This is a genomic window from Methyloversatilis universalis EHg5, assembly GCF_000378945.1.
In the GTDB taxonomy this organism is placed as follows: domain Bacteria; phylum Pseudomonadota; class Gammaproteobacteria; order Burkholderiales; family Rhodocyclaceae; genus Methyloversatilis; species Methyloversatilis universalis_A.
The window spans coordinates 2,376,271-2,399,241 of sequence record NZ_KB900539.1; the positions used below are offsets into that span (position 1 = coordinate 2,376,271).

Genomic DNA, 22,971 nt, shown 5'->3' on the forward strand with positions numbered 1-22,971 from the left:
TTGCATTGAACCGACTGACCGGGAGAACAAACAATATGGAACACACCCTGCCCCCCCTGCCGTACGCACTCGACGCACTGGCTCCGCACATTTCGCGCGAAACCCTGGAATTCCACTACGGCAAGCATCACCAGGCCTACGCCACCAATCTGAACAATCTGGTCAAGGGCACCGAATACGAAGCGCTCGACCTCGAAGCCATCATCAAGAAGGCACCGGTCGGCGGCGTGTTCAACAACTCGGCCCAGGTGTGGAACCACACCTTCTTCTGGAACAGCATGAAGCCGGCCGGCGGCGGCGCACCGACCGGTGCACTGGCTGCAGCCATCGATGCCAAGTGGGGCAGCTTCGACGAGTTCAAGAAGGCGTTCAAGACCTCGGCCGTCGGCAACTTCGGCTCCGGCTGGACCTGGCTGGTCAAGAAGGCTGACGGCTCGCTGGACATCGTGAACACCTCCGGCGCCGGCACCCCGCTGACCTCGGACGCCAAGGCCCTGCTGACCATCGACGTGTGGGAACACGCCTACTACATCGACTACCGCAACCGTCGTCCGGACTTCGTCGACACCTTCCTCGCCAGCCTGGCGAACTGGGACTTCGCCGCCGCGAACTTCGCGGGCTGAGCTGCCGGCTGCGGAAGTCGCTGAACGATTCCGCACACTGCCGTCCCCGGACGGCATGAACGACGCGCTGCACGGTACATTCGCCTGCAGCGCGTTTTTCTTTGCAGCCGGGCGAAACGCACCGTGACTTGCACGGTCGGAATGCTGTCAACGCACAGGGAGAAACGCCATGTCGCAATGGAGAAAAGCCGGCCCGAACGAAACCTTCACGCCGGAAGAGATCGATGCCCGCCTGAAGGCGGAACTGCCGAAGTGGTATTACGAAGACGGCTGGATACGCCGCAAGTACAAGACCAGCGGCTGGAAGGGCACGCTGATGGTGGTCAATACGGTCGGCCATCTGGCCGAGGCCGCTTTCCATCATCCGGATCTCACGGTGTCCTATGCCTTCGTGATCGTGAAACTGGTGAACCACGAAGCCAAGGGCGTGACCGAGCGCGACTTCCAGCTGGCAAAGAAGATCGAGGACGTCATCATGTGGCAGCCGGGTGCGGAAGAAGGCAGCGCGCTGGCCGGCACGCCGGACGACCCGCGCTTCAAGTACATCAAGTACGACTGACAGCCGGACGCGGAGGCCGTTTGACCTACACCGGCTTGCGCATCGCGCGCCACGCGGCGATCGCCGACATCGACGCCGCCGCGTGGAACGCGCTGGGCGGCGGTCATGCGACGCTGTCGCACGCCTTTCTCGACGCGCTGGAGTCGTCCGGCTGCGTCAGCGCCGACACTGGCTGGCAGCCGGACCATCTGGCGCTGTACGACGGCGACACGCTGGTGGCCGCCCTGCCCGGCTATCTGAAGTCGCACAGCTACGGCGAGTACGTGTTCGACTGGGCGTGGGCGGAAGCGCTGGAACGCACCGGCCGCAGCTATTACCCGAAACAGCTGTCCGCCATCCCCTACACCCCGGTGCCCGGCCCCCGGCTGCTGGCCCGCGACAACGCGGCCCGCACCCGACTGGTCGATGCCTGGCTGCAGCAGGCCGAAAGCTCGGGTCTGTCGTCCGCCCACCTGCTGTTTCCGGATGCGGTATCGCTGGCCGCGTTGCGCGACCGGCCCGGCCTGCTGCTGCGCGAATCGGTGCAGTTCCACTGGCACAACGCCGGCTACGCCGACTACGAGGCCTTCCTGGCGACGCTGAGCAGGGACAAGCGCAAGAAGATCCGCCAGGAGCGGCACCGGGTGTGCGATGCCGGCATCACGCTAAGGCGGGTGGACGGTGCCGACCTGGATGACGCGGCGCTGGCGCTGTTCATCGCCTGCTACCGCAACACCTACCGGGTGCGCGGACAGCGGCCCTATCTCAACGCACGCTTCTTCGAAACGCTGCGCAGCCGCATACCCTCGTCACTGATGATGGTGATCGCGTCGCGCAACGGACATGACATCGCGTGCGCACTGAGCCTGCGCGACGACAGGCGGCTGTACGGCCGCTGGTGGGGAGAGATGGAATACGTGCCCTGTCTGCATTTCGAGGCCTGCTACCACCAGGGCATCGAATACGCGATCGAGCGCGGACTGGAGGCTTTCGAAGGGGGTGCCCAGGGCGAGCACAAGATGGCGCGCGGCTTTGAGCCGGTGCGCACCGCGTCGGCGCACTGGCTGCGCGACGCGGATTTCGCGGATGCCGTGGCGCGCTACCTGCAGAGGGAGCGCGCCGGCATGGCACTGCATATCAACGAGCTTGAGGAACGCACCCCGTACCGGGACGGCGGCCGGGCCACCGTCGGGCAGGAGGGCGTCGGGCTCGCCGATCTTCAGTAATTCGGCTTGTCTTCGGCCTGCTGGTAACGCTCGACGCCCGCCATGATTTCCTTCTTGGCGTCCTCGATGTCACCCCAGCCCTGGACCTTCACGAACTTGCCCGGCTCGAGATCCTTGTAGTGCTCGAAGAAGTGCGAAATCTGGTCCAGCAGGATCTGCGGCAGGTCGCGCGGGCTCTGCACCGAGCGGTACATCGGGGTGAGCTTGTCCACCGGCACGGCCAGCAGCTTCGCATCCTCACCGGCCTCATCGACCATCTTCAGCATGCCGATCGGGCGGCAGCGCACGACCACGCCCGGCGGCAGCGCGAACTGCGACATCACCAGCACGTCGACCGGATCGCCGTCGCCAGCGATGGTGTGCGGAATGTAGCCGTAGTTGCACGGGTAGTGCATGGCGGTCGACATGAAGCGGTCGACGAAAACAGCGCCCGACTCCTTGTCCACTTCGTACTTGACCGGGTCCGAATGCATCGGGATTTCGATCACAACGTTGAAATCGTTGGGCAGATCCTTGCCCGACGGAACTCGTTCCAGACCCATGTCTCGCTCCTTGTGAAAAGCCCGCGATTATAGCGATTGTTGCGGCGCAACAGAAGAATCGTGTCGCAACCTGAGGTCAAGCGTCACATGCGCCAGCGCCGGTTCGGCTTCCAGCAGTGCGCGCAGTCGCTCGGGATCATGCGCCGGTCCGGCCTCCACCGTCAGCGACAGCGCGTGGCGTCCGGGCGCCAGCAGCCACAGATGCAGGTCCAGTGTCGCCCCGCCCCAGTGTTCGACATGGGCATGCACCGCGCGCGCCACCGGTCCACCGATCTGCCTGTCCAGCAGCACCGAGGCGCTGTCGCGTGCCAGCTGCCAGGCCCAGCGCAGGATGAGCAGGCCGCCGGCCGCCGCCACGATCGGGTCCAGCCAGTCCATGCCGGCCCACTTGCCCGCCAGCAGCGCACCGATGGCGGCAATCGAGGTCAGCGCGTCGGCCAGCACATGCAGATAGGCGGCGCGCAGATTGTGATCGTGGTGATGGTGATGGTGATGGTGCCCTTCACCTTCATGATCATGACCGTGATGGTCCTGCCCCCGCTCCGGCTCGCCGTGGTGATGCGAGCCGTGCCCGTCGCGTCCGTGCAGCAGCCAGGCACTGACCAGATTGACCGCCAGACCGATCAGCGCCACCACCAGCGCCTCCTCGTGCTGGATCGCATGCGGCGCATGCAGCCGGCTGGCCGCCTCGAACAGCATGAACACCGCCACGCCGGCCAGCAGCAGGCTGGAGGTGTAGCTGGCCAGATAGGACACCTTGCCCGGACCGAAGCTGTAGAAGGCCTGCCCGGCGTGGCGCCGCATGTAACGGTAGGCATAGGCACTGATGGCCATCGCCGCGACATGGGTGCCCATATGCCAGCCGTCGGCCAGCAGCGCCATCGAGCCGGACAGATGGCCGGTCACGATTTCCGCAACCATGGCCAGCGCACTGAGCCACAGAACGTGTTCTATGGCCCGGCCGGACTTTTCCGGGTGGGGCAGGAAATCTGCCCGGTGCACCGGGCAGAACGGCCTGGCGGTGCGATCCGGGCTGGCAGAGGACGTGTGTCGGGAGGATGTGCGGGAAGGGTGTCGGGTCATGGCGGGATTGTAGGCGTTCGCACGCCGGACGCCGCGTTTGCAGATTCTTGCGCTGGCTCAAACCGGAGTGCTTGACAGGCCTTCCACACTATGAATTAATGCGAACCATTCTCATTCCTATGATTATTGCCGAATGTCGCAGTCTCCCAGCACCCAGCCAGCCGCGCCCAGCCCGCGTCCGGTTGCCGAGCTCGTGCAGCGACCCGCACTCGACTCCACCACCCTGCTTGCAGGCCAGAAGCAGGTGGCGATCCGGCACGGCGACGAGCTCTATTCGCTGCGTCTGACCCGCAACGGCAAACTCATCCTGACCAAGTAGGACGACATGTACATCTGTCTGTGCGAACCCGTGACCGACCGTGACATCCGAACCGCCGTTCAGACCGGCTGCCGTACCTTGCGCGACGTGGCCGGCCAGCTCGGCTGCTGCCGGGACTGCGGACGCTGCGCCAAGGCGGCGAAGGAAGTGATCGACGCCACGCGTGCCGAAATGAGGCCGATTCGGTTGCAGCGCAACACCCAGCCTGCGATGGCCGCCTGAAAATCGGACACCGGCGGACGCACAGCGCTCATGACAGCCTAAAATCCGGTCAGGCGTCACCGTTTGTGGCACCGCCTGACTGGGAGAATCCAAATGAAGGGCGACAAGAAGGTTCTGCAGTACCTGAACAAGCAGCTGGTCAATGAACTGACCGCGATCAACCAGTACTTCCTGCATGCACGCATGTACAAGAACTGGGGGCTGAACAAGCTCGGCGACCACGAGTATCACGAGTCGATCGAGGAAATGAAGCATGCGGATCTGCTGATCGAACGCATCCTGATGCTCGACGGACTGCCCAATCTGCAGGATCTGCACAAGCTGCTGATCGGCGAGAACGTGCCGGAAATGCTGGGCGGCGACCTGAAGGTCGAACAGCTGTCGCATGCAACGCTCAAGGAAGCCATCGCCTGCAGCGAAACCGCGGGTGATTATGTGTCGCGTGACCTGTTCCGCAAGATTCTCGCCGACACCGAAGAACACATCGACTGGCTGGAAACCCAGCTGGACCTGATCGACAAGATGGGACTGCAGAACTACACGCAGTCCGCCATGGGAGAACTCGGCAGCTGATGCACCGGGCGGTTTCGTACTGAACTGCCCGCGCCCCGCCATCCAGCGGGGTCATGCAACACCGGACGATACGAAACCGCCATGAAACCGCTGAACGCCCCCGCGCGGACCGCCGGCCGGTCCGCCTCCGCCTCCCGCACCCTGCTGTCGGTGCTCACCAGCATGGCCGCTGCCTGGCTGCTGGTTTCACTCCCCGATCTCACCGCTCCGCGCGATGCCGCCTCCACCGGCCCCACCCCGGCCGCCGCACCCGCCCAGCCGTCGCCGCACCCTCTCTGATTCACGATACGCACCGATGCCGATGCATACGCCTTTCACCGTCCGTCTGACCGTCCGGGAGCACGCATGACCAGCGCCGCACTGCGCCCGGATGCCCCTGAATTCCTGGCCTCTGCCCCGGCGCTCGGCCCGGCCGCAGCGCGGCTGGTCCGCCGCATCGCGGTGAGCGGCATTCCGCGGACCGGGCTGACGCTGCGTGGTGGCGCACTCGTCGGTGCGGTGCTGCTGCATGTACTGGCCCTGCTGTGGATCGTCCATGCGCCGGCGCCGGTCGAAGCGCCGCAGATCGTCATGCATGCCGCGCTGATCGCCCCCGAGCCGCTGCCGATGACGGCACCCGAACCGCCGAAGGAACAGCCGCGGATCGAACCTGAACCGCCCAAGCCGCTGAAGCAGCCCAAGCCGCAGCGCAAGGAAACCGCACTGCCGGTGCTGGCTGCCGCCAGCGATGCACCGACCGCAGCCAGCGTTGCACCACAGCCGCCTGCGCCGCCGGAGCCGGTGGCCATCGATGCCGCCCCGGCGCGCCCGTCGCCGCCCAGTGCGGCGCCGGACAGTGCCCCGGCTGCGGCGCCGGTCATTCCGCCACGCTTCGATGCCGCCTATCTGCAGAATCCCGCACCCACCTATCCGCCGATGGCCAAGCGTCAGAACCAGACCGGTCGCGTGGTGCTGCGGGTGTCGGTCAGCGCGGAAGGCCTGCCGACCAATGTGGTGGTGCTCACCTCCAGCGGCTACGAGCTGCTGGACCAGGCCGCGCTCGAGGTGGTGCGCAATCGCTGGAAGTTCGTTCCGGCCAAGCGCGGCGACCAGGCAGTGGCTGGCCAGGCCGATGTACCGCTGTCCTTCCGCCTCGGCCCCGGCGCATGATTTGACCCGGCCCGCCGCAGGCGTACACTGCGCGGCGGCCGATTTATGACTCAGGCTTCCATCAGGAGACAATTGAATGAACGAATCCCTCGGTTTTGCGCACTTTCTGTCGAATGCAGACGGTGTCGCGACCACCATCCTCGTGCTGATGGTGCTGGCCTCCGTCGGCACCTGGTTCCTCATCGTGCTGAAGGGCATCGTCGCGGTGCGTCAGCGCCGTGCCAGCGGCGCCTTCCTCGACCGCTTCTGGAATGCCTCTTCGCTGGAAGACGTGGCGCGCGACATGCGTTCGCACGGCGTGACCGATCCGTTCTCGCACCTGGTGCATGAAGGTTTCAGCGCAGTTGAGACGCTGCGCAACGGCAATGCCGGCACGCGCGGCCTGATCGCCACCGGCAGTGCCGACGAATTCCTGACCCGCGCGCTGAAGCGTTCGATCGAACGCGACCGCAGCCGCATGGAATACGGCCAGACCTTCCTCGCGTCGGTCGCCTCCAGCGCACCGTTCATTGGCCTGCTCGGCACCGTGTGGGGCATCTATCACGCACTGCTGGCCATCGGCATGTCGGGCCAGGGCACGCTGGACAAGGTGGCCGGCCCGGTCGGCGAAGCGCTGATCATGACCGCCATCGGCCTGGCCACCGCCATTCCGGCCGCGCTCGCGTTCAACTTCTTCGCCCGCTCGACCCGCAACGTGATGGCCGAACTGAACAGCTTCGCCCACGACGTGTTCGTCATGCTGTCGACCGGCGTCAAGGACAGCGGCGCCAACGACCCGAAGGCCACCGGCGACCGCGTGCTGTCGCTGGTCGAACGCGCCCGCGGCAACCACTGAGCAGGAGCGCCGAACCATGGCCTTTGCAAGTTTCGAGCAGGACGACGACGGCCCGATGGCGGAAATCAACATGATTCCGCTGATCGACGTGATGCTGGTGCTGCTCATCATCTTCATGGTGACCGCCCCGCTGCTCACCCACGCGGTCAAGGTCGACCTGCCCAAGGAATCGACCAGCGCCAACCAGCTGCCGCCGGAAAACATCCAGATCGCCATCGGTCCTGACGAACAGCTGTACTGGGCCGGCGAGAAGGTGGATGTCGACACGCTCAAGGCGCGTCTGCAGGAAGCGGCCGCCAAAGACAAGAATGCAGAGATCCAGCTGCGTGCCGACCAGAACGTGCCCTACCGCTCGGTGGCGCACGTGATGAGCGAGGCGGCCCGCCTGGGTCTCACCCGCATCGGCTTCGTCACTGATCCGTCGGCAGCGAAGTAATCAGCTGCTGCCCGGTCACGAACGGCCGCCCCTCGGGGCGGCCGTTCTGCTTTGTAGCCCCCCTGCGCATATTCCGGACAGATGCGCTTGACAGCTCGACCCGGTATTGATGTAATGCGAATCGTTCTCATATAGAACGATTCGCAGCACTGCTGCGCAACCGCCAGCCCGCACCGCGACACCCCGCGGTTCGATGCCAGCCTCCCGATCAAGAACCGTGCGAACGCCCACCGTTCGCCCAGCCGGAGGCCGCATCGATATGACCCCGCAAGCACAGAACGCCGCCGAAGCCAGCCCGAGCACGCTGGCCGCTGCAACGCTTTTCGTCATGACCCGTTTTGCCGAGCGCCCCTGCCCCGAGGTGGCGCAGATGGTGATCCGCCATCTGGAAGTGGTGGCCGACGACGAGCGCGCCGACCCGCTGATGCGCGAGGTGTGCGGTGCGCTGATCCACCGCTGGTCCCAGCACGCTGCCAGCGCGCCGGCGTCGCGCACCGCGCACTGAGTTCCGCGCCTTGAATTCAGCGCATTGATTTCCGCTTTCCCTCGTACCTGATACCCGGAGTTTTCATGTCCCGCTATACCGGTCCCCGCCTGCGCGTGCTGCGCGCCCTCGGCACCGAACTGCCCGGCCTCACCCGCAAGAGCGTCGAAAACCGTACCTCGCCCCCCGGCCAGCACGGCAATCGCCCGAACCGCCGCAAGTCCGAATTCGGCGCCCAGCTGATGGAAAAACAGAAGCTGCGCTACAACTACGGCCTGACCGAAACCCAGCTGCGCGCGGTATTCAAGGAGGCCGAGCGGTCGAAGCTGCCGACCGGCGAAAAGCTGGTCGAACTGCTGGAGCGTCGGCTTGACAACATCGTGTTCCGCGGCGGCCTCGCGCCCACCATCCCGGCCGCCCGCCAGCTGGTGCGCCACCGCCACGTGCTGCTCAATGGCAGGCGGGTGAACATTCCGTCGATCCGGCTGCGCGTGGGTGACACCGTGACGCTGACGGAAAAGGGGCGCGCTGTGCAGAGCGTGGTCGATGCGCTGGCCACGCCTGCGCTGGAGCGGGCGGAATGGATCGCCTTTGACGCATCCGCCCTCAGCCTGCGACTGGCGCACCTGCCACCGGGCGACGCCGCGCCCTTCCCGTTCGAATCACAGAAGGTGGTCGAGTTCTACGCGCTGCGCGTGTAAGCCGTCACCGTCCCCGGCCGGCAGCACGCCGGCTCCATCCTGCCAGCCAGCCCGCCTGCGGGGCCAGCCAGTCATGCACAGCCCCGGAGCGCCCATGACCCCCGCAATCCCTTCAAAGCCTTTCCCCCCGACCTCCGCCGTCCCGATCGGCTCCTGTTACGGCGGCCCGCAGCCACTGCGGGCCGCTCAACCCGGTCCATCCAACGAAAGAGGTCATTCCATGATGTCACCCGCCCTGCGCAGCGCCGCGCTGCCGCTGTTCGCCTCCGCCACGCTGCTCATCGCCGGTCAGGCTCAGGCCAGTACCACCCATGCGGCTTTCGACACCCCGGTCGATTCGATCGCCACCGACGGCTTCAACAACCTGACCGCGGCCCGCATCACCGGCACCCAGCTGACCGCCGGCATCGCATCGAATGTGGAGAGCGAAGGGGGTGCCACGTTGCGCAAGACCTCCGGCGGCGCCTACCCGGCTTCGGCCGGCCTGTACCAGTTTGCCGGCAATGGCTCGACCTTCGAAATCGCGGTCAGCGACGCGGTGGATGGCCTCACCGGTCTCACCTTCCAGAGCTATGTCAATGTGAGCACCGGCAGCAATGGCATCTACGGCCTTCTGGCCGCCAGCAATCTGCCCCGCCTGAGCTTCAACGGTGGCAGCCAGTTCCTGCTCGCCAGCAGCCAGCTGAGCGAAAACCTCGGCTACACCGATTTCTTCACCGGTCAGTACGTGGCATCCGATCCGAACAATCCCAACCACCTCACCTTCAACTGGGATCTGGCCGCACTGGGCGTCACCGTACCGGTCACCAGCTTCCGCATCACCTTCGCCACCGACAACCACGCGCAGGTCCAGTCCTTCCAGCTCGACCAGCTGGCGGCGGCCGCAACCGCACCCACGGCCCCGGTTCCGGAGCCGGAAACCTATGCCCTGCTGCTGGCCGGTCTGGGCGTGATCGCGCTGGGCGCCCGCCGCCGCCTGAACTGATCTCGCAGCACCGTCGCGGATGTCAGGCCCCCGCCGGCATCCGCTGGCAGGGGCCTGCTGCGCCCCTGTCTGCACACGCACTTTCCCTGACCGTGACCCACCCTTTCGCCCGCTCACTGCTGTTCTGTCTTCCCCTCTCGCTGTTGCACGGTTTCATCGCGCCCACGGCCGCCGCACAGGACACCCTCACCGACGACAACCGCCCGGTGCTGCTGCCCGAAGTCGAAATCATCGGCACGCCCGACCCCGAACCGACCGGCGAACTCGAACTGCCGGCGGACCGGCCGGTCACCACGCTGAACGCCGAAGCGATCGCGCGTCGTCAGGCCAGTAACCTGTTCGATCTGGTGCGCGACGTCGCCGGCGTATCGGTCGATGGCGGACCGCGCGCATCCGGCATGAAATTCAATCTGCGCGGCTTTTCCGACAACGAGGACGTGCTGTTCAAGATCGACGGCGCGGTAAAGGGCTTCGAGAAGTACCGCTTCGGCAGCGGCGTGTTCATCGAGCCGGAACTGCTGAAGGCCGTTGAAATCGAGCGTGGTCCGTCGCTGAAATCCGGCTCCGGCGCGCTGGGCGGCACCGTGTCGGCCACCACCCGTTCAGCCGCCGACTTCCTGCGCCCGGGCGAACAGTTCGGCGCCCAGGTCAAGCTGGGCTACAACGCCAACAGCCATGAGCGTCTGCGCATGACGACGGTCTATGGCCGGCCGAACGGCTATCTCGATCTGGTGGTATCAGTGGCGCTGCGCGATTCACAGGACATCCGGCTGCCTGACGGCCGTGCGCTCGATCTGACCGCCACCCATTCGGAAAGCCGCTTCGCCAAGCTCACCTTCTACGCCACCGACGATCTCACGCTGGAACTGAGCCAGACCCGCTACACCGGGGGGCCGGAGCGCGCGCCCTACGATGCCACCGCGGGCAGCAGCGGCCAGTTCGGCGTGGTCGAACGCAGCATCGAAGACAGCACCACCAATCTGCGCGCCACCTACACGCCAGCGGATTCATGGATCGCGCTGCGCGCCACGCTGGCCTACGAAAGCACCGACCTCGCCGATGTGCACCGGATAGGCCAGAGCCGCATCTGCGTATCACCGTCCACCGCATTTCCGGCCGCTTTCCGCATCGACCGCTGCGACGACGCCTGGCGCTACCAGATCTGGACCGCAGAGGTGTTCAACGACACCCGCTACACGCTCGGGCCGGTGGCCGGCGTGCTCAGCGTGGGCTACCAGGGCATACGCAACAGCCGCGACATTTCCCGTGTCACCTCGCGTGCGCTGACCAACGAACAGATCTATCCCAACGGTTTCAACGAGGCGCAGCCGCCAGGCGACAAGATGTCGGACGCGCTGATCGTCGAGAACGTCTTCACCTGGGGCGATTTCACCTTCACTCCGGGTGCCCGGATGGACCGCTACCACGTGAGCGCCCAGGGGCAGACCCGGGTGAACATGATCGCCGCCGGCCAGGCGCCGGACATCCGCTTCACCCGACTGTCACCCGCGGCGGCGCTGACCTGGCGCATTCCGCGCAGCGATGTGTCGGCCACCGTGCGCTACCACGAAGCCTTCCGGCCGCCGCTGGTGGATGAGTACTTCGCGCGCGGCAGCTTTGCCAGCCGCTGCGCCCGCAGCGCCGGCTGGCCGGCCCTGCCCGGCAATCGGGTGCTCTACCCGGAACCGCTGTACGACCCCTCCGGCGTGGGCCAGCCCTACGACCCGGCGCTGGATCTCGCACCCGCCAACGAAATCTGCGGCGCGCTCTACCGGCCGCAGGAATCGTCCAACCACGAACTGACGCTGGCCTGGATGCCGCAGCCGGCCAGCGCCGCCGACGGCCGCTGGCAGGCACGCGCGAGCTATTACGACATCCACACCCGCCGGCTGCTCAGTTCGCTGGCCAATGTCGGCGGTGAGGTCGACCAGCCGGGCAAGGAACGCCGCAAGGGTACCGAACTGGAAATCAGCTACGACGGGCGACGCTGGTTCTCTTCGCTGTCCTGGTCACAGATCGACGGCCGCATCACCAATCCGGTGGCGGGCACCGACTACGCGCTGTACGGCGTGCCCGGCGATACGCTGAGCGTCAGCGTCGGCCTGCGCGGGCTGGACGGCCGTCTGGAAGGCGGCGTGCGCATGCGCGACATCGCCAACCGGCAGGCGGTCACCGGCAGCGTGGCCACCGTGTGCTCGCGCCCCGGCAGTCTGGTGGTGCCCGGCGTGGGCGTGATCGGCACCCAGTACGGCGTGCGGCTGTTCGAACTGTTCGCCAGCTGGCAGATCACCGCTGACACGCTGCTGCGGATCAATGTCGACAACCTGACCAACGAAACCTGGTGCATGCAGGACGGCTTCGCCGGCGCAGTCGGCGTACAGGCACCGGGTCGCGCGCTGCGCACGTCGGTCACGATGCGCTTCTAATCCGCTGACTGCATGCGCTCCCGAGGGCGGCCACCGGCGAAAGCCGGTCAACATATGAATATAAAATCATATGTAAAAGACCCCGCGGCCCGGCGAGAATGCCGCCGGGCCGTGCGTTCCCGCGCACAGACCATGACGGCGGCCTGTCACCAGCGTTTCAGCCATGAACACATGCAATGCACCGTAACTGGACACTTCGCAGCGCACCTGCGCCCGCCGCATGAAAATCCGCTGCGGAATCATCGTTCAGCCGCTTCACTGCCGCATGGCTCGTCTCTTGCTGATTCGCGACAAAGCCCGAACAGGGCGGCGCTGCGCCCTTCCGCCGCAGCCGATTGCCGGAACCGGAGACCTTCGCCATGCACTTCGTTACCGCTCACCGCCGCAGCACGCTGTCTCAGCACGCCGCTCACGGTCCGCAGATGGCTGCATGACCGGACGCTCCGCCGGCTGACTGACCTACGAATCGCCTCATGCCTCACCCGTCCGACCCCTACTGCCAGGGCTTCATGCCCGATCCGACCGAACTGCCGCAGCTGTCCACCAGTGTCGATGCGGTCATGCTCATCATCCGCCTGTCCGCGCGCTACGGCCCGCTCATGTTCCGCCACGACGACGCAGAAGACCTGATGCAGCCTCGTTGCCGCCCGGTCGGTGCGCTGGCGGTGTCCGACCACGACATCAAGCTGGGCGAAGTGGCCGGATGCGAATACTGGATCACGCCCGAAGTGCTCGACGCACTGGGCAGCGGCGGCCTGCTGCTGGACGTTCAGGAAGCCCACGGTGACGCCAGCGGCCTGGCTGACCGCTTCGTACTGCGTCGCATCAACCACTGATCACCGCCTTTCCTTCGCATGCGCCCTGCACGCGCATGCACAGGCACGCTTGACATCCAATCAGTAATAATTATCATTTACCAAATGATGAACGACTGCCTGCGTCCATGCTGCCTGCGTCCCAACCTTCGCCTCACCATCCGCCGGCCGATGCGCTGAAAGTCCGTCTGTCTGCGCTGCTCGACGAGCTGATCCGCCACGACGGGTTCGGCTCGCTGAGCGTGGAAGTGCGGCTGCTCAAGCGCGGCCAGAAGGAAGTCATCATCGACTGCGGCAAGCAGTACCGCTACGTCATCGATTTCGTGCCCGGCTGAGCCGCGGTACGCCCTTCACCTCCGGCGGCGCGAGGCCGCGGAGCTGCAGCACACATCATCATTTCCGCCTGAACGATCGCCTTCGCGGGGAAGGGATGCAGGGGCTCACCCGAGGTCCGTCATGTCCTTCCGTCGTCTGCTGTCCGCCGGCGCGCTGTGCGCGCTGTCCGCTGTTCTTTCCTCCACCGCCCTCGCCGCCAGCGCGCGCTGGGACACTTCGCTCGCCGGCTCCGACGGCAGCGGCGCCTCTTCAGCCAGCCCCTGGGCCACCGGCAGCGTCGCCGCCGAGTGGAACGTGTTCGACAGCACCACCACCGACAGCACGCCGGACATCGCCGGCAGCGGCAGTCTGAGCCAGCTCAATCCGGCCGCCGGCAGCTTCCTGACCGGCACCGGCAATCTGTACAGCGCCGGCGGTGCGGCCGCCTTTTCGGCCACGCTCGACACGGTGCTGAACGGCACCTGGACGGTATGGCTGCGCACCGCCACCCAAGGCACGTCGCTGGACAGCGTGGCCACGCTCAATGGCGTCGCCGCCGACAAGAGCGTGAGCTACAGCGCCGCGCTGGGCGGCTTCGGTGGCAGCGAAGAAGAAGCCTACTGGCGCTGGACGGTGACCGACGTCAGCAGCCTGCAGTTCAGCTTCGGCAGTTCGGCCGCCCACACCAGCCTGGACCAGCTCGCAGTGCTCGCCGCACCGGTGCCCGAACCGTCCGTGTGGCTGTCGCTGGCCGCCGGTCTGGGTCTGCTCGGCGCCCTCGCGCGTCGCCGCGTCTGAACCGGGAGCCGACCATGACCACACATGCAGATCCGGAAAGCCTCCACCACACCTTCCATGCGCTGAAAGCCGAACGCCGGCTGCGCAACCGTGACGCGGCCGCTGCGCTCGGCATCAGCGAATGCGAAGCCATCGCCAGCGGCGTCGGCCGCGACGCGGTGCGGCTCGCCGCCCCTTTCGACGCCCTGTTCCGCCGCATGCCCGAACTGGGTGAAGTGATGGCGCTCACCCGCAACGAAGCCGCGGTGCATGAAAAGACCGGCCGTTTCGAACAGATGTCGGGCGACGACAAGGTCGGGCTGGCGCTCGGCAGCGCGATCGACCTGCGCATCTTCTACGGCCGCTGGGCGCACGGCTATGCGGTGACCGAAAGCACGCCGCGCGGTGAATCGCGCAGTCTGCAGTTCTACGACCGCCACGGCGAAGCGGTGCACAAGGTGTTCTCGCGCGCCGGCACCGATCTGGCCGCATGGGACGCGCTGGTGAGCGCGTTCACGGCAGAGGAGCAGCAGGCCGGCGAAAGCGTGTTGCCGCGCCCGCCGGCAGCGGCAGAGCCTTCGGTCGATACGGTCGACACCGCCGCCTTCCGCCGCGACTGGCTGGCCATGCAGGACACGCACGATTTCTTCCCGCTGCTGAAACGCCACGCGGTGTCGCGCCGGCAGGCGATGCAGCTGGCACCGCCCGAGCACGCGCTGCGCATCGACAACGCCTCGGTGCGACCGCTGCTGGAAGCGGCGGCCGGCGACGGCGTATCCATCATGTGCTTCGTCGGCAACCCGGGCATGATCCAGATCCACACCGGGCCGGTGCATCGCATCGAGCCCATGGGTCCGTGGATCAATGTGCTGGACGCCGGTTTCAACCTGCACCTGCGGCAGGATCTGGTGGTCGAAACCTGGATCGTGCGCAAGCCGACCGCGGACGGCATCGTCACCTCGGTCGAACTGCTGGACGCGACCGGCGAAACCATTGCGCTGTTCTTCGGCGAACGCAAGCCGGGCAAGCCGGAACGCGAAGACTGGCGCACCCTGGTGCGCACGCTGGCCGACCTGCAGGAGGTCGCCGCATGAAGGCGCTGCGCGCAGCCGGCGCGCTCGCCGCGGCGCTGTGCGCAGTGGTCGCACTCGCCGCACTCGCCGCACCGCCGGCCCAGCGTCTGGTCACGGTGGGCGGTGCGGTGACCGAAATCGTCCATGCGCTGGGTGCGGCCGACCGCATCGTCGCCACCGACACCACCAGCACCTGGCCGGCCACCGCGCAGGCCCTGCCCAAGGTGGGCTACCAGCGTGCGCTGGCCGCCGAAGGCGTGCTGGCGCTGCGGCCCTCCCACCTGATCGCGACCGCGGACGCCGGCCCGCCGGTGGTGCTGAACCAGCTGCGCGGCGCCGGTGTGCAGGTGATGCAGCTGCCGGCCGAGCACAGCGCAGCCGAGGTCGGCCGCAGCATCCGGGCAGTGGCCGCAGCGCTGTCCATGCAGGCGGCCGGTGAAGCGATGGCCGCCCGCTTCGAGCAGGACTGGGCTGCCGCCCGGCGCGACATCGCCCCCCTGCCCGGCAAGCCGCGCGTGCTGTTCATTCTCGACCACGGCGGCGGCACGCCCATGGTGGCCGGTGACGACACCGCAGCCGACGCCATGCTGGGCTATGCCGGCGCTGCCAACGTGATGGCCGGCCGCTTCCGCGGCTACCGCCCGCTCACGCTGGAAGCCGCGCTGGCCGCTGCGCCGGACGTCATCGTCACCACCGACGAAGCGCTGGCCGCGGCCGGCGGCCGCGCAGCCTTCCTCGCCCGGCCCGGCCTGTCGGCACTGCCGGCGGCCCGGGCCGGCCGGCTGGTGAGCATGGACGCGCTGCGCATGCTGGGTTTCGGCCCGCGGCTGCCTGAGGCGGTGCGCGAACTGGCGCGTGCGGTGCGCGCCTCATGAATGCGCGCACGCTGACGCTGCCCGCTGCCTGGCCGGTCGCCACCACGCTGGGCTGTCTGGCCGCAGCGCTCGCGATGACGGTGCTGCTCGCACTGGGCAGCGGTGCGGTCGCGCTGTCGCCGGGCGCGGTGCTGGCCGCACTGACCGGCACCGGCAGCGACGACGGTGCAGCGCTGGTGGTGCGCACGCTGCGCTTGCCGCGCGTCATGCTCGGCGTCATCGCCGGCGCCGGGCTGGGCATTGCCGGCGCCGCGATGCAGGGGCTGATGCGCAATCCGCTGGCCGACCCCGGCCTGATCGGCGTCAGCAGCGGTGCCGCGCTGGCCGCGGCCGCTGTGGTGGTGCTGGGCGGCCTGCTGCCGGGTGCCGGCGGCGCGCTGTCCGCCGTGCTGCTGCCGGCGGCCGCCTTCACCGGCGCCGCGCTCACCACCGCGCTGGTCTATGCCGCCTCGCGCCAGGACGGTCGCAGTTCGGTCACCCGCATGCTGCTGTCGGGCATTGCCATCAATGCGCTCACCCTATCCGGCATCGGCCTGCTCATGTTCATGGGCAGCGACGCCCAGGTCAGGCAGTTCACCTTCTGGACCCTGGGCAGTCTGGCCGCCGCCACCTGGCCCGGCGTGGCGGCCGCAGCCGCCGCCACCGCGGTCGCGCTGCACGCGCTGCTGCGCCGCGCCGGGCCGCTGGACGCACTGGCGCTGGGCGAAGCGCAGGCCGGTCACCTCGGCGTCGACACCGCGCGACTGAACCGCAGCTGCGTGCTGCTGATCGCACTGTCGGTCGGCGCCACCACGGCGCTCACCGGTACGCTGGGCTTCATCGGCCTGATCGCGCCGCATCTGGCACGCCGCCTGGTCGGCCCGGCCCACGCCGGACTGCTGCCGGCCAGCGCGCTGTGCGGCGCGGTGCTGGTGGTGCTGGCTGACACCGCCGCGCGCACCTGGGTCGCACCGGCGGAACTGCCGATCGGCGTGCTCACGGCACTGATCGGCGCCCCCTTCTTCATGATGCTGCTGCGCAGCCGCGCAGCACGGGAGCTGCACTGACATGCTGTCCGCCCATCATCTCGGCGTACGCGTCGGCGGACGGCGCCTGCTCGACGAACTGACGCTCGCGCTTGAGCCGGGCCAGCTGTGCGTGCTGGTCGGCCCGAACGGCGCCGGCAAGACCACGCTGCTGCGCGCACTGTCCGGCGATCTGGACACGGCCGACGGCGAAGTGCGCTACGGCGACCGCCCGGTGCGAGATCTGGGGGCGCTGGAACGTGCCCGGCTGCGTGCGGTGCTGGCGCAGCACCAGCGCAGCGATCTCGACCACCTTGCGCGCGACGTGGTTGCGCTCGGTCGCTATCCGCACCACCTCGGCCGTCCGACCGCTGCCGACCGTGCCATCGCGAACGAGGCGATGGCGCTGACCGGCTGCAGCGCGCTGGCGCACCGGGTGTGCGGCACCCTGTCCGGCGGCGAACAGGCGCGGGTGCATCTGGCGCGCGCGCTGGCCCAGGTGTGGACCGCGCCGCCCGGCGGGCATGCATTGCTGCTGGACGAACCGGTGGCCGCGCTGGACATCGCCTGGCAGCACCGCACGCTGGCCTGCGCCCGCGAGTTCGCCCGGCAGCGCGGCACGTCGGTGCTGGCCATCGTGCATGACCTCAATCTGGCCGCCCGCTATGCCGATCGCATGGTGCTGCTGACCGGCGGCCGGCTGCGGGAAGACGGCCCGCCGGATCAGGTGCTGCGCAGCCCGGCGCTGGCCGACGCCTTCGGCCTGCGCTGCCGGGTACTGGACGACGACGGCAGCGGCCGTCCGCTGCTGGTGGCCGAAGCGGCCGACTGAGGCAGGCGTGGACGGCCGGCTCTTCAGGAACAGCCGCCACGCCGGTCCCGGCCTGTATCGCAGCCGCTACAGCCGCCGCAGGCGCCCGCAGACCCGGCACTGCGCAGCGCCGCAAGCCAGCGCCATGCGCGCCGCAGCACCACACCCGCACACAGCGCGACGATGACCAGCGCAATCAGATCGGTCAGGCCGTTCATGCGCAGCAGGCCTGAGCAATACGGTAGGTGATGAAGGCCGCCAGCCAGGCCAGCCCGAACAGGTAGCCAGCCATCAGCAATGGCGCGCGCCAGCCGCCGGTTTCGCGCCGCACCGTGGCCAGCGTAGACAGACACTGTGGCGCGAATACGAACCAGGCCAGCAGCGACAGCGCGGTCGGCAGCGACCACTGCGCCGCGATCAGCGGCGCCAGCGCCTGTGCGGTGTCGTCCGCGGTGGCGGACAGCGCATAGACCGTACCCAGCGCGCTCACCACCACCTCCCGTGCCGCCATGCCCGGCACCAGCGCCACCGCGATCTGCCAGTTGAAACCCAGCGGCTCGAACAGCGGCAGCAGCAGATGACCCAGCATGCCGGCGAAGCTGTATTCGATGGCCGGCCCGGTGGCGCTGGCCGGCGGTGCCGGGAAGGACGCCAGAAACCACAGCAGCACGGTCAGCGCCAGGATGACGCCGCCTACCCGGCGCAGGAAGATGAGCACCCGCTGCCACAGTCCGATCGCCACATTGCGCAGCGATGGCCAGTGATAGTCCGGCAGTTCCATCATCAGGGTCTGCCGGCGGTCGCGCGTGCCGAAGCGCTTCACCAGCCAGGCCACCGCGATCGCGGACACGATGCCCGCCGCATAGAGCGCGAACAGCACCAGCCCCTGCAGCGCCAGCCCGCCGGCAACCGTGCGTGCCGGCACGAAGGCGCCGATCAGCAGCGCATAGACCGGCAGCCGCGCCGAACAGGTCATCAGCGGCGCGATCATGATGGTGACCCAGCGATCGCGCGGATTCTGGATGGTGCGCGTGGCCATGATGCCCGGGATGGCGCAGGCGAAGCTGGACAGCAGCGGAATGAAGGAGCGGCCGGACAGGCCCACGCCGCCCATCAGCCGGTCGAGCAGGAAGGCGGCACGCGGCAGGTAACCGGATTCTTCCAGCACCAGAATGAAGAAGAACAGGATGACGATCTGCGGCAGGAATACCAGCACGCCGCCCAGCCCGGCCACCAGACCGTCGACCAGCAGGCTGCGCAGCAGTCCGGGCGGCAGCAGCGCACCCAGTGTCTCGCCGGTCGCGGCAGTCGCGGACTCTATCCAGCCCATCGGTGCTTCCGCCCACGCGAACACCGCCTGGAACACCACGAACAGCAGCGCCAGCAGCAGTAGCGGGCCGGCCAGCGGATGCAGCAGCACGCGGTCGGCGCGGTCGCTGAAGGCGTGCGCCTGCAGGCTGTCCAGCCCCAGCTGGCGCAGGATGTCGCGCACCCGGCGATGATCGTCCACGACCTGATCGCCACCACCGGTCGACAATCCGGCTGGCGCCGGCGGGGGCAGATCGAGCCGCTCCAGCAGCGCGCGGGCGCCGTCGGCGCGTACCGCCACGGTGGACACCACCGGCACGCCCAGTGCGGCGGACAGTGCATCGGCATCGACCACCTGTCCGCGAGCCCGCGCCAGATCGGTCATATTCAGCGCCACCACCACCGGCAGTCCCATCCGCATCAGCCCCAGCACCAGCCTGAGCTGGCGGGCCAGCCGGGTGGCATCGACCACCGCCAGCACCAGATCCGGACGGCGCTCGCCGTCGAAGCGGCCGGCCAGCACGTCGCAGGTCACCTGTTCGTCCGGCGAGTGCGGCGCCAGGCTGTAGGTGCCGGGCAGGTCGAGCAGCGCGACGCGACGGCCGGACGGCAGTTGCAGCCGCCCTTCCTTGCGTTCGACCGTGACGCCGGCGTAGTTGGCCACTTTCTGCCGGCTGCCGGTCAGCAGGTTGAACAGCGCGGTCTTGCCGCAGTTCGGGTTGCCGACCAGCGCCACCAGCGGTGGACCGAGGCGTGAGGTATCGACAGTGACGGTAGTCATGAGGCGTCCGCGGGCATGACCTGGATACAGGCCGCTTCGGCCCTGCGCAACGCAAAGGTCGACACCCCCACCCTCACCGCCAGCGGCTCTCCGCCCGGCTGGCCGCGGCGCAGTACCTGCACCGGCTCGCCTTCAATGAAGCCCAGCTCCCGCAGGCGCGCCACCCATTCCTGTCCCTCACCGGACGCCGCGTTCAGCGCGTGAATGAACAGCCGGCGGCCGCAGGGAGCTTCGCTGAGCGTCTGCGCGTGGAGTGCACCTGGATCGGAAGAAGTCATCGAGCGGAGGAAAGCAGCAATGGAGCGAAAAGACGGAAAGAAAAGGGGAAAGACGGATCGGCAGACGCTGTTCCGGACGACTGCCTGAGAATCATTATCAGCTTAGCGGGCACAGCGCGTACAGCTTCTGACCCGGATCAAGCAAGGCAAACCGGACGCCCACGCCGTCCCGCAGCCCTTGCGGCGCGATCACAGCAAACATGCTGCCGGATAAAAAGAGAATTTACATTAATAACCATTCTCATTTACAATCGGTCACATGATCGGTCGGCACTGCACATCAGCGCCGACCGGACGGACCAGCCAGCCCCGGGCATCGATGCCCACTCCTGCAAGCCAGTCCTCTCGAAAACGACCTTTTCCAGGACTTGCACCGCAGATGAAACGCTTGCCCCCGCAGCAGCCGCTGACGCTCGCTGCCGCCATGCTGATGGCCCTCTCTTCCACCGCCGGCGCTGAAGACAAGGCACCGGTCGCCGACGGTCCGGTTCCGCTGCTGCCAGAAGTCCAGGTACGTGAAGACCTGGATCGGCCGAATTCGCCGAACCGCGGCTATCAGTCGGGCATCGTTACCTCGGCCAAGACCAAGCAGCTGGCGAAGGACATTCCGCAGGCCATCACCACGGTGACCGAACAGCTCATGCTGGACAGCAATGCGGACACGATGAAGAGCGCGCTGCGCCATGTGGCCGGCCTCACCTTCAACTCGGGCGAAGGCGGCCGCATCGGCGACAACATCATGCTGCGCGGCTTCTACTCCTTCGGCGATCTGTATCTGGACGGCATCCGCGATGTCGCCCAGTACAACCGCGAAACCTTTCACGTGGAGCAGATCGACGTGCTGCGCGGCTCGGCCGCCATGCTGTTCGGCCGCGGCCAGGCCGGCGGCGTGATCAACCGCGTGAGCAAGCAGCCGGGTCTGGTGGACCGCACCGAAGTGTCGGCCACGGTGGGCAGCTACGAATACGGCCGCGTCACCGCAGACGTGAACAAGGTGGTCGGCGAAAACGCCGCACTGCGCATCAGCGCGATGAAGACCGATGCCGGCAGTTCGCGCAAGGGTGTGGAATCTGAACGCGAGGGCCTGGCGCCGACCTTCCGCTGGGGCATCGGCACCGCCGATGAATTCTCCATCGGCCACCTCTACCTGACCACCAACAACGTGCCGGACTTCGGCGTGCCCTTCGTCACGCGCCCGAACGTGGGCACGCTGACCGATACCCGGGTCACGCGTCGTCCGCTCGACGTGAGCGCCCGCAATTTCTACGGCACCTCGTCCGACTACGAACGCAACGACACCCATATCAGCACCGGTATCTGGACCCACCGCTTCTCGCAGGACACCGAACTGCGCACCGTGGCACGGGCCGCCAACTACAAGCGCGACCTGTGGGCGGTTGCACCGCGCCTGCCCGGCGGGGTAAACAGTTCCACCGTGACCGATGCCACCGTGATCACCCGCGGCCGCCAGGCGCGCGGCGGCGAGGAAGACACCTTCACCGTGCAGAGCGACCTGACCACCAAGTTCCAGACCGCCGGCATGAAGCACGAAGCGCTGTTCGGCATCGAACTGCTGCGCGAGAAGGCCGACCGCTGGTCCTACACCGCGATCAACGTGGCCGCACCGACCACCACGGTCGGCAATCCGAATCCGGACATCGCGGTACCGGCGGCCTACGGCAACCGCACCCGCTTCAACCCGGCCGGCTACACCGGCAACTCGGTCGGCCTCTATGCTCAGGACCAGATCGAGTTCATGCCGAACTGGAAGCTGCTGCTCGGCCTGCGTCACGACCGCATGGACGCCGATTACCACACGCTGGCGTCGACCACCGGCATCACCACCAACTTCAACCTGAAGTACAACGAGTGGAGCTATCGCAGCGGCCTGCTGTACCAGCCGACCGACCTGTCCACCTACTATTTCGCGTGGAGCGACTCGTTCAACCCGACCGCCGACCTCTATCAGCTGAACAACAACGTACGCTACGACGCCGAGCGCAGCCGCACGGTGGAACTGGGCACCAAGTGGGAACTGCTTGATGGTGCCCTGTCGCTGCGTACCGCGCTGTACCGCGCCACCAAGTTCAACGAGCGCAATACCGATCTGGAACAGGCCAATTCCGCCGTGCTGTCGAAGGAACGCCATACCGACGGCATCGAATTCGAAGCGGCCGGTCGCATCACCGAAAAGTGGGACATCTTCGGTGGCGTCGCACTGATGAAGGCGCAGATCGACGAACAGTACGACGGCCAGCTTCTGGGTACCTTCGGTGACGTGGTTGCGGCAGCGGGCGGCACCTTCCAGGCCGGTCAGGCAGCGAATGCCAACCGTCTGGTCTATCGCGGCAAGTACAACCCGTACAGCGTCGGTCAAACGCCCCGCAACACGCCGGACTACACCTTCAACCTCTGGACCACCTACCGCTTCATGCCGAACTGGCGTGCCGGTGTAGGTATCGAAGGCAAGGGCTCGCGACTGGCTTACGGCATCGGCCAGTGTGACTCCGCTGCCGCCAATGCCACCAACGCATGGGCCTATAGCGCCTGCGCACCGATCGCCCAGGGCAAGGCCCCGAGCTTCGTGCGTACCGATCTGATGCTGGCCTACGAACTGTCGAAGTTCGACGTGAAGCTGAACGTGCTCAACGTGTTCAACAAGCGCTACTACGAAGCGCTGTACGAGAACGGCGGCTTTGCGGTGCCGGGCACCGAACGTGCCTTCCAGCTCACGGTGGCCGTCCGCTACTGACCGGCAGAAAGCGGCTTGCCTGGCCGGCCGCATTTCCTCC

The 22,971-nt window shown here is 67.3% G+C and carries 27 protein-coding genes; 22 read left to right on the forward strand and 5 right to left on the reverse strand.

The window, feature by feature from the left end; translation table 11 throughout:
* Nucleotides 1-35: 35 nt before the first annotated feature.
* The 3 genes from METUNV2_RS0110950 (at nucleotide 36) to METUNV2_RS0110960 (ending at nucleotide 2,387) form a co-directional block, all read left to right on the forward strand.
* The gene (locus METUNV2_RS0110950; protein ID WP_018229519.1) at nucleotides 36-623 is read left to right on the forward strand and encodes a superoxide dismutase; all 588 of its coding nucleotides are present in this window, start codon (nucleotides 36-38) and stop codon (nucleotides 621-623) included.
* A gap of 169 nt (nucleotides 624-792) precedes the next feature.
* Entirely contained in the window at nucleotides 793-1,182 is a 390-nt protein-coding gene (locus tag METUNV2_RS0110955; protein ID WP_018229520.1) for a 4a-hydroxytetrahydrobiopterin dehydratase, read from the forward strand.
* A 20-nt stretch (nucleotides 1,183-1,202) separates the two neighbouring features.
* Entirely contained in the window at nucleotides 1,203-2,387 is a 1,185-nt protein-coding gene (locus tag METUNV2_RS0110960) for a GNAT family N-acetyltransferase (protein ID WP_018229521.1), read from the forward strand.
* Here METUNV2_RS0110960 and ppa read toward each other — a convergent pair.
* Together ppa and dmeF are read right to left on the reverse strand one after the other, a co-directional pair.
* The gene (gene ppa / locus METUNV2_RS0110965) at nucleotides 2,381-2,929 is read right to left on the reverse strand and encodes an inorganic diphosphatase (RefSeq protein WP_018229522.1); all 549 of its coding nucleotides are present in this window, start codon (nucleotides 2,927-2,929) and stop codon (nucleotides 2,381-2,383) included. The two genes, METUNV2_RS0110960 and ppa, sit on opposite strands and share 7 nt — an antisense overlap.
* 27 nt (nucleotides 2,930-2,956) lie before the next feature.
* On the reverse strand, nucleotides 2,957-3,931 hold the full coding sequence (gene dmeF, locus METUNV2_RS0110970) for a CDF family Co(II)/Ni(II) efflux transporter DmeF (protein WP_018229523.1): 975 nt from the start codon (nucleotides 3,929-3,931) through the stop codon (nucleotides 2,957-2,959).
* 214 nt (nucleotides 3,932-4,145) lie between these two features.
* Here dmeF and hemP point away from each other — a divergent pair, with 214 nt between their 5' ends.
* From hemP to METUNV2_RS0111060, 18 genes are all read left to right on the forward strand, one after another.
* Nucleotides 4,146-4,331, forward strand: coding sequence for a hemin uptake protein HemP (gene hemP, locus METUNV2_RS0110975; RefSeq protein ID WP_018229524.1), 186 nt, complete (start codon nucleotides 4,146-4,148; stop codon nucleotides 4,329-4,331).
* 6 nt (nucleotides 4,332-4,337) lie between these two features.
* On the forward strand, nucleotides 4,338-4,553 hold the full coding sequence (locus METUNV2_RS0110980; protein WP_026188077.1) for a (2Fe-2S)-binding protein: 216 nt from the start codon (nucleotides 4,338-4,340) through the stop codon (nucleotides 4,551-4,553).
* A 93-nt stretch (nucleotides 4,554-4,646) separates the two neighbouring features.
* Nucleotides 4,647-5,126 carry a bacterioferritin gene (gene bfr / locus METUNV2_RS0110985; protein WP_018229526.1) on the forward strand — a complete coding sequence of 160 codons (480 nt, stop codon included), beginning with the start codon at nucleotides 4,647-4,649 and terminating at the stop codon, nucleotides 5,124-5,126.
* An 81-nt stretch (nucleotides 5,127-5,207) separates the two neighbouring features.
* Entirely contained in the window at nucleotides 5,208-5,405 is a 198-nt protein-coding gene (locus METUNV2_RS0110990) for a hypothetical protein (protein WP_018229527.1), read from the forward strand.
* A 66-nt stretch (nucleotides 5,406-5,471) separates the two neighbouring features.
* On the forward strand, nucleotides 5,472-6,275 hold the full coding sequence (locus tag METUNV2_RS0110995; RefSeq protein ID WP_018229528.1) for an energy transducer TonB: 804 nt from the start codon (nucleotides 5,472-5,474) through the stop codon (nucleotides 6,273-6,275).
* A 76-nt stretch (nucleotides 6,276-6,351) separates the two neighbouring features.
* Nucleotides 6,352-7,110 carry a MotA/TolQ/ExbB proton channel family protein gene (locus tag METUNV2_RS0111000; RefSeq protein ID WP_018229529.1) on the forward strand — a complete coding sequence of 253 codons (759 nt, stop codon included), beginning with the start codon at nucleotides 6,352-6,354 and terminating at the stop codon, nucleotides 7,108-7,110.
* Between the two features lie 16 nt (nucleotides 7,111-7,126).
* Nucleotides 7,127-7,546, forward strand: a complete 420-nt coding sequence (locus METUNV2_RS0111005) for an ExbD/TolR family protein (RefSeq protein WP_018229530.1) — start codon at nucleotides 7,127-7,129, stop codon at nucleotides 7,544-7,546.
* A gap of 259 nt (nucleotides 7,547-7,805) precedes the next feature.
* Nucleotides 7,806-8,051 carry a hypothetical protein gene (locus METUNV2_RS0111010; RefSeq protein WP_018229531.1) on the forward strand — a complete coding sequence of 82 codons (246 nt, stop codon included), beginning with the start codon at nucleotides 7,806-7,808 and terminating at the stop codon, nucleotides 8,049-8,051.
* Nucleotides 8,052-8,116: 65 nt separating this feature from the next.
* Complete coding sequence (gene rpsD, locus METUNV2_RS0111015; RefSeq protein WP_018229532.1) at nucleotides 8,117-8,731, forward strand: 30S ribosomal protein S4; 615 nt, start codon at nucleotides 8,117-8,119, stop codon at nucleotides 8,729-8,731.
* A gap of 220 nt (nucleotides 8,732-8,951) precedes the next feature.
* The gene (locus METUNV2_RS0111020; RefSeq protein ID WP_018229533.1) at nucleotides 8,952-9,716 is read left to right on the forward strand and encodes a PEP-CTERM sorting domain-containing protein; all 765 of its coding nucleotides are present in this window, start codon (nucleotides 8,952-8,954) and stop codon (nucleotides 9,714-9,716) included.
* Between the two features lie 92 nt (nucleotides 9,717-9,808).
* Nucleotides 9,809-12,142, forward strand: a complete 2,334-nt coding sequence (locus tag METUNV2_RS0111025) for a TonB-dependent receptor domain-containing protein (RefSeq protein WP_088178083.1) — start codon at nucleotides 9,809-9,811, stop codon at nucleotides 12,140-12,142.
* A gap of 473 nt (nucleotides 12,143-12,615) precedes the next feature.
* Nucleotides 12,616-12,978: a DUF779 domain-containing protein gene (locus METUNV2_RS0111030; RefSeq protein WP_018229535.1), complete on the forward strand. Its 363-nt coding sequence runs from the start codon at nucleotides 12,616-12,618 to the stop codon at nucleotides 12,976-12,978.
* 107 nt (nucleotides 12,979-13,085) lie between these two features.
* Nucleotides 13,086-13,292, forward strand: a complete 207-nt coding sequence (locus METUNV2_RS0111035) for a hypothetical protein (RefSeq protein ID WP_018229536.1) — start codon at nucleotides 13,086-13,088, stop codon at nucleotides 13,290-13,292.
* A gap of 121 nt (nucleotides 13,293-13,413) precedes the next feature.
* On the forward strand, nucleotides 13,414-14,070 hold the full coding sequence (locus METUNV2_RS0111040) for a PEP-CTERM sorting domain-containing protein (protein WP_018229537.1): 657 nt from the start codon (nucleotides 13,414-13,416) through the stop codon (nucleotides 14,068-14,070).
* Nucleotides 14,071-14,084: 14 nt separating this feature from the next.
* Entirely contained in the window at nucleotides 14,085-15,143 is a 1,059-nt protein-coding gene (locus tag METUNV2_RS0111045; RefSeq protein WP_018229538.1) for a hemin-degrading factor, read from the forward strand.
* Nucleotides 15,140-15,997, forward strand: a complete 858-nt coding sequence (locus tag METUNV2_RS0111050; protein ID WP_018229539.1) for a heme/hemin ABC transporter substrate-binding protein — start codon at nucleotides 15,140-15,142, stop codon at nucleotides 15,995-15,997. Before METUNV2_RS0111045 ends, METUNV2_RS0111050 begins: the two co-directional genes overlap by 4 nt.
* Nucleotides 15,994-17,043, forward strand: a complete 1,050-nt coding sequence (locus METUNV2_RS0111055; protein ID WP_018229540.1) for a FecCD family ABC transporter permease — start codon at nucleotides 15,994-15,996, stop codon at nucleotides 17,041-17,043. The genes METUNV2_RS0111050 and METUNV2_RS0111055 overlap by 4 nt, the downstream gene beginning before the upstream one ends.
* Nucleotide 17,044: 1 nt before the next feature.
* Nucleotides 17,045-17,833, forward strand: coding sequence for a heme ABC transporter ATP-binding protein (locus METUNV2_RS0111060; RefSeq protein WP_018229541.1), 789 nt, complete (start codon nucleotides 17,045-17,047; stop codon nucleotides 17,831-17,833).
* 23 nt (nucleotides 17,834-17,856) lie between these two features.
* On the opposite strand, the gene METUNV2_RS20010 is transcribed toward METUNV2_RS0111060, so the two are convergent.
* Genes METUNV2_RS20010 through METUNV2_RS19120 form a run of 3 tightly spaced genes read right to left on the reverse strand, consistent with a single transcriptional unit; the run spans nucleotide 17,857 to nucleotide 20,179 of the window.
* Nucleotides 17,857-18,030 (reverse strand): hypothetical protein, encoded by a 174-nt coding sequence (locus METUNV2_RS20010; RefSeq protein WP_018229542.1) that lies wholly within the window; start codon nucleotides 18,028-18,030, stop codon nucleotides 17,857-17,859.
* Complete coding sequence (gene feoB / locus METUNV2_RS0111070) at nucleotides 18,027-19,901, reverse strand: ferrous iron transporter B (protein WP_018229543.1); 1,875 nt, start codon at nucleotides 19,899-19,901, stop codon at nucleotides 18,027-18,029. Before feoB ends, METUNV2_RS20010 begins: the two co-directional genes overlap by 4 nt.
* Entirely contained in the window at nucleotides 19,898-20,179 is a 282-nt protein-coding gene (locus METUNV2_RS19120; protein WP_018229544.1) for a FeoA family protein, read from the reverse strand. Before METUNV2_RS19120 ends, feoB begins: the two co-directional genes overlap by 4 nt.
* A 379-nt stretch (nucleotides 20,180-20,558) precedes the next feature.
* Here METUNV2_RS19120 and METUNV2_RS0111085 point away from each other — a divergent pair, with 379 nt between their 5' ends.
* Nucleotides 20,559-22,931: a TonB-dependent receptor gene (locus METUNV2_RS0111085; protein ID WP_018229545.1), complete on the forward strand. Its 2,373-nt coding sequence runs from the start codon at nucleotides 20,559-20,561 to the stop codon at nucleotides 22,929-22,931.
* Nucleotides 22,932-22,971 lie beyond the last annotated feature (40 nt).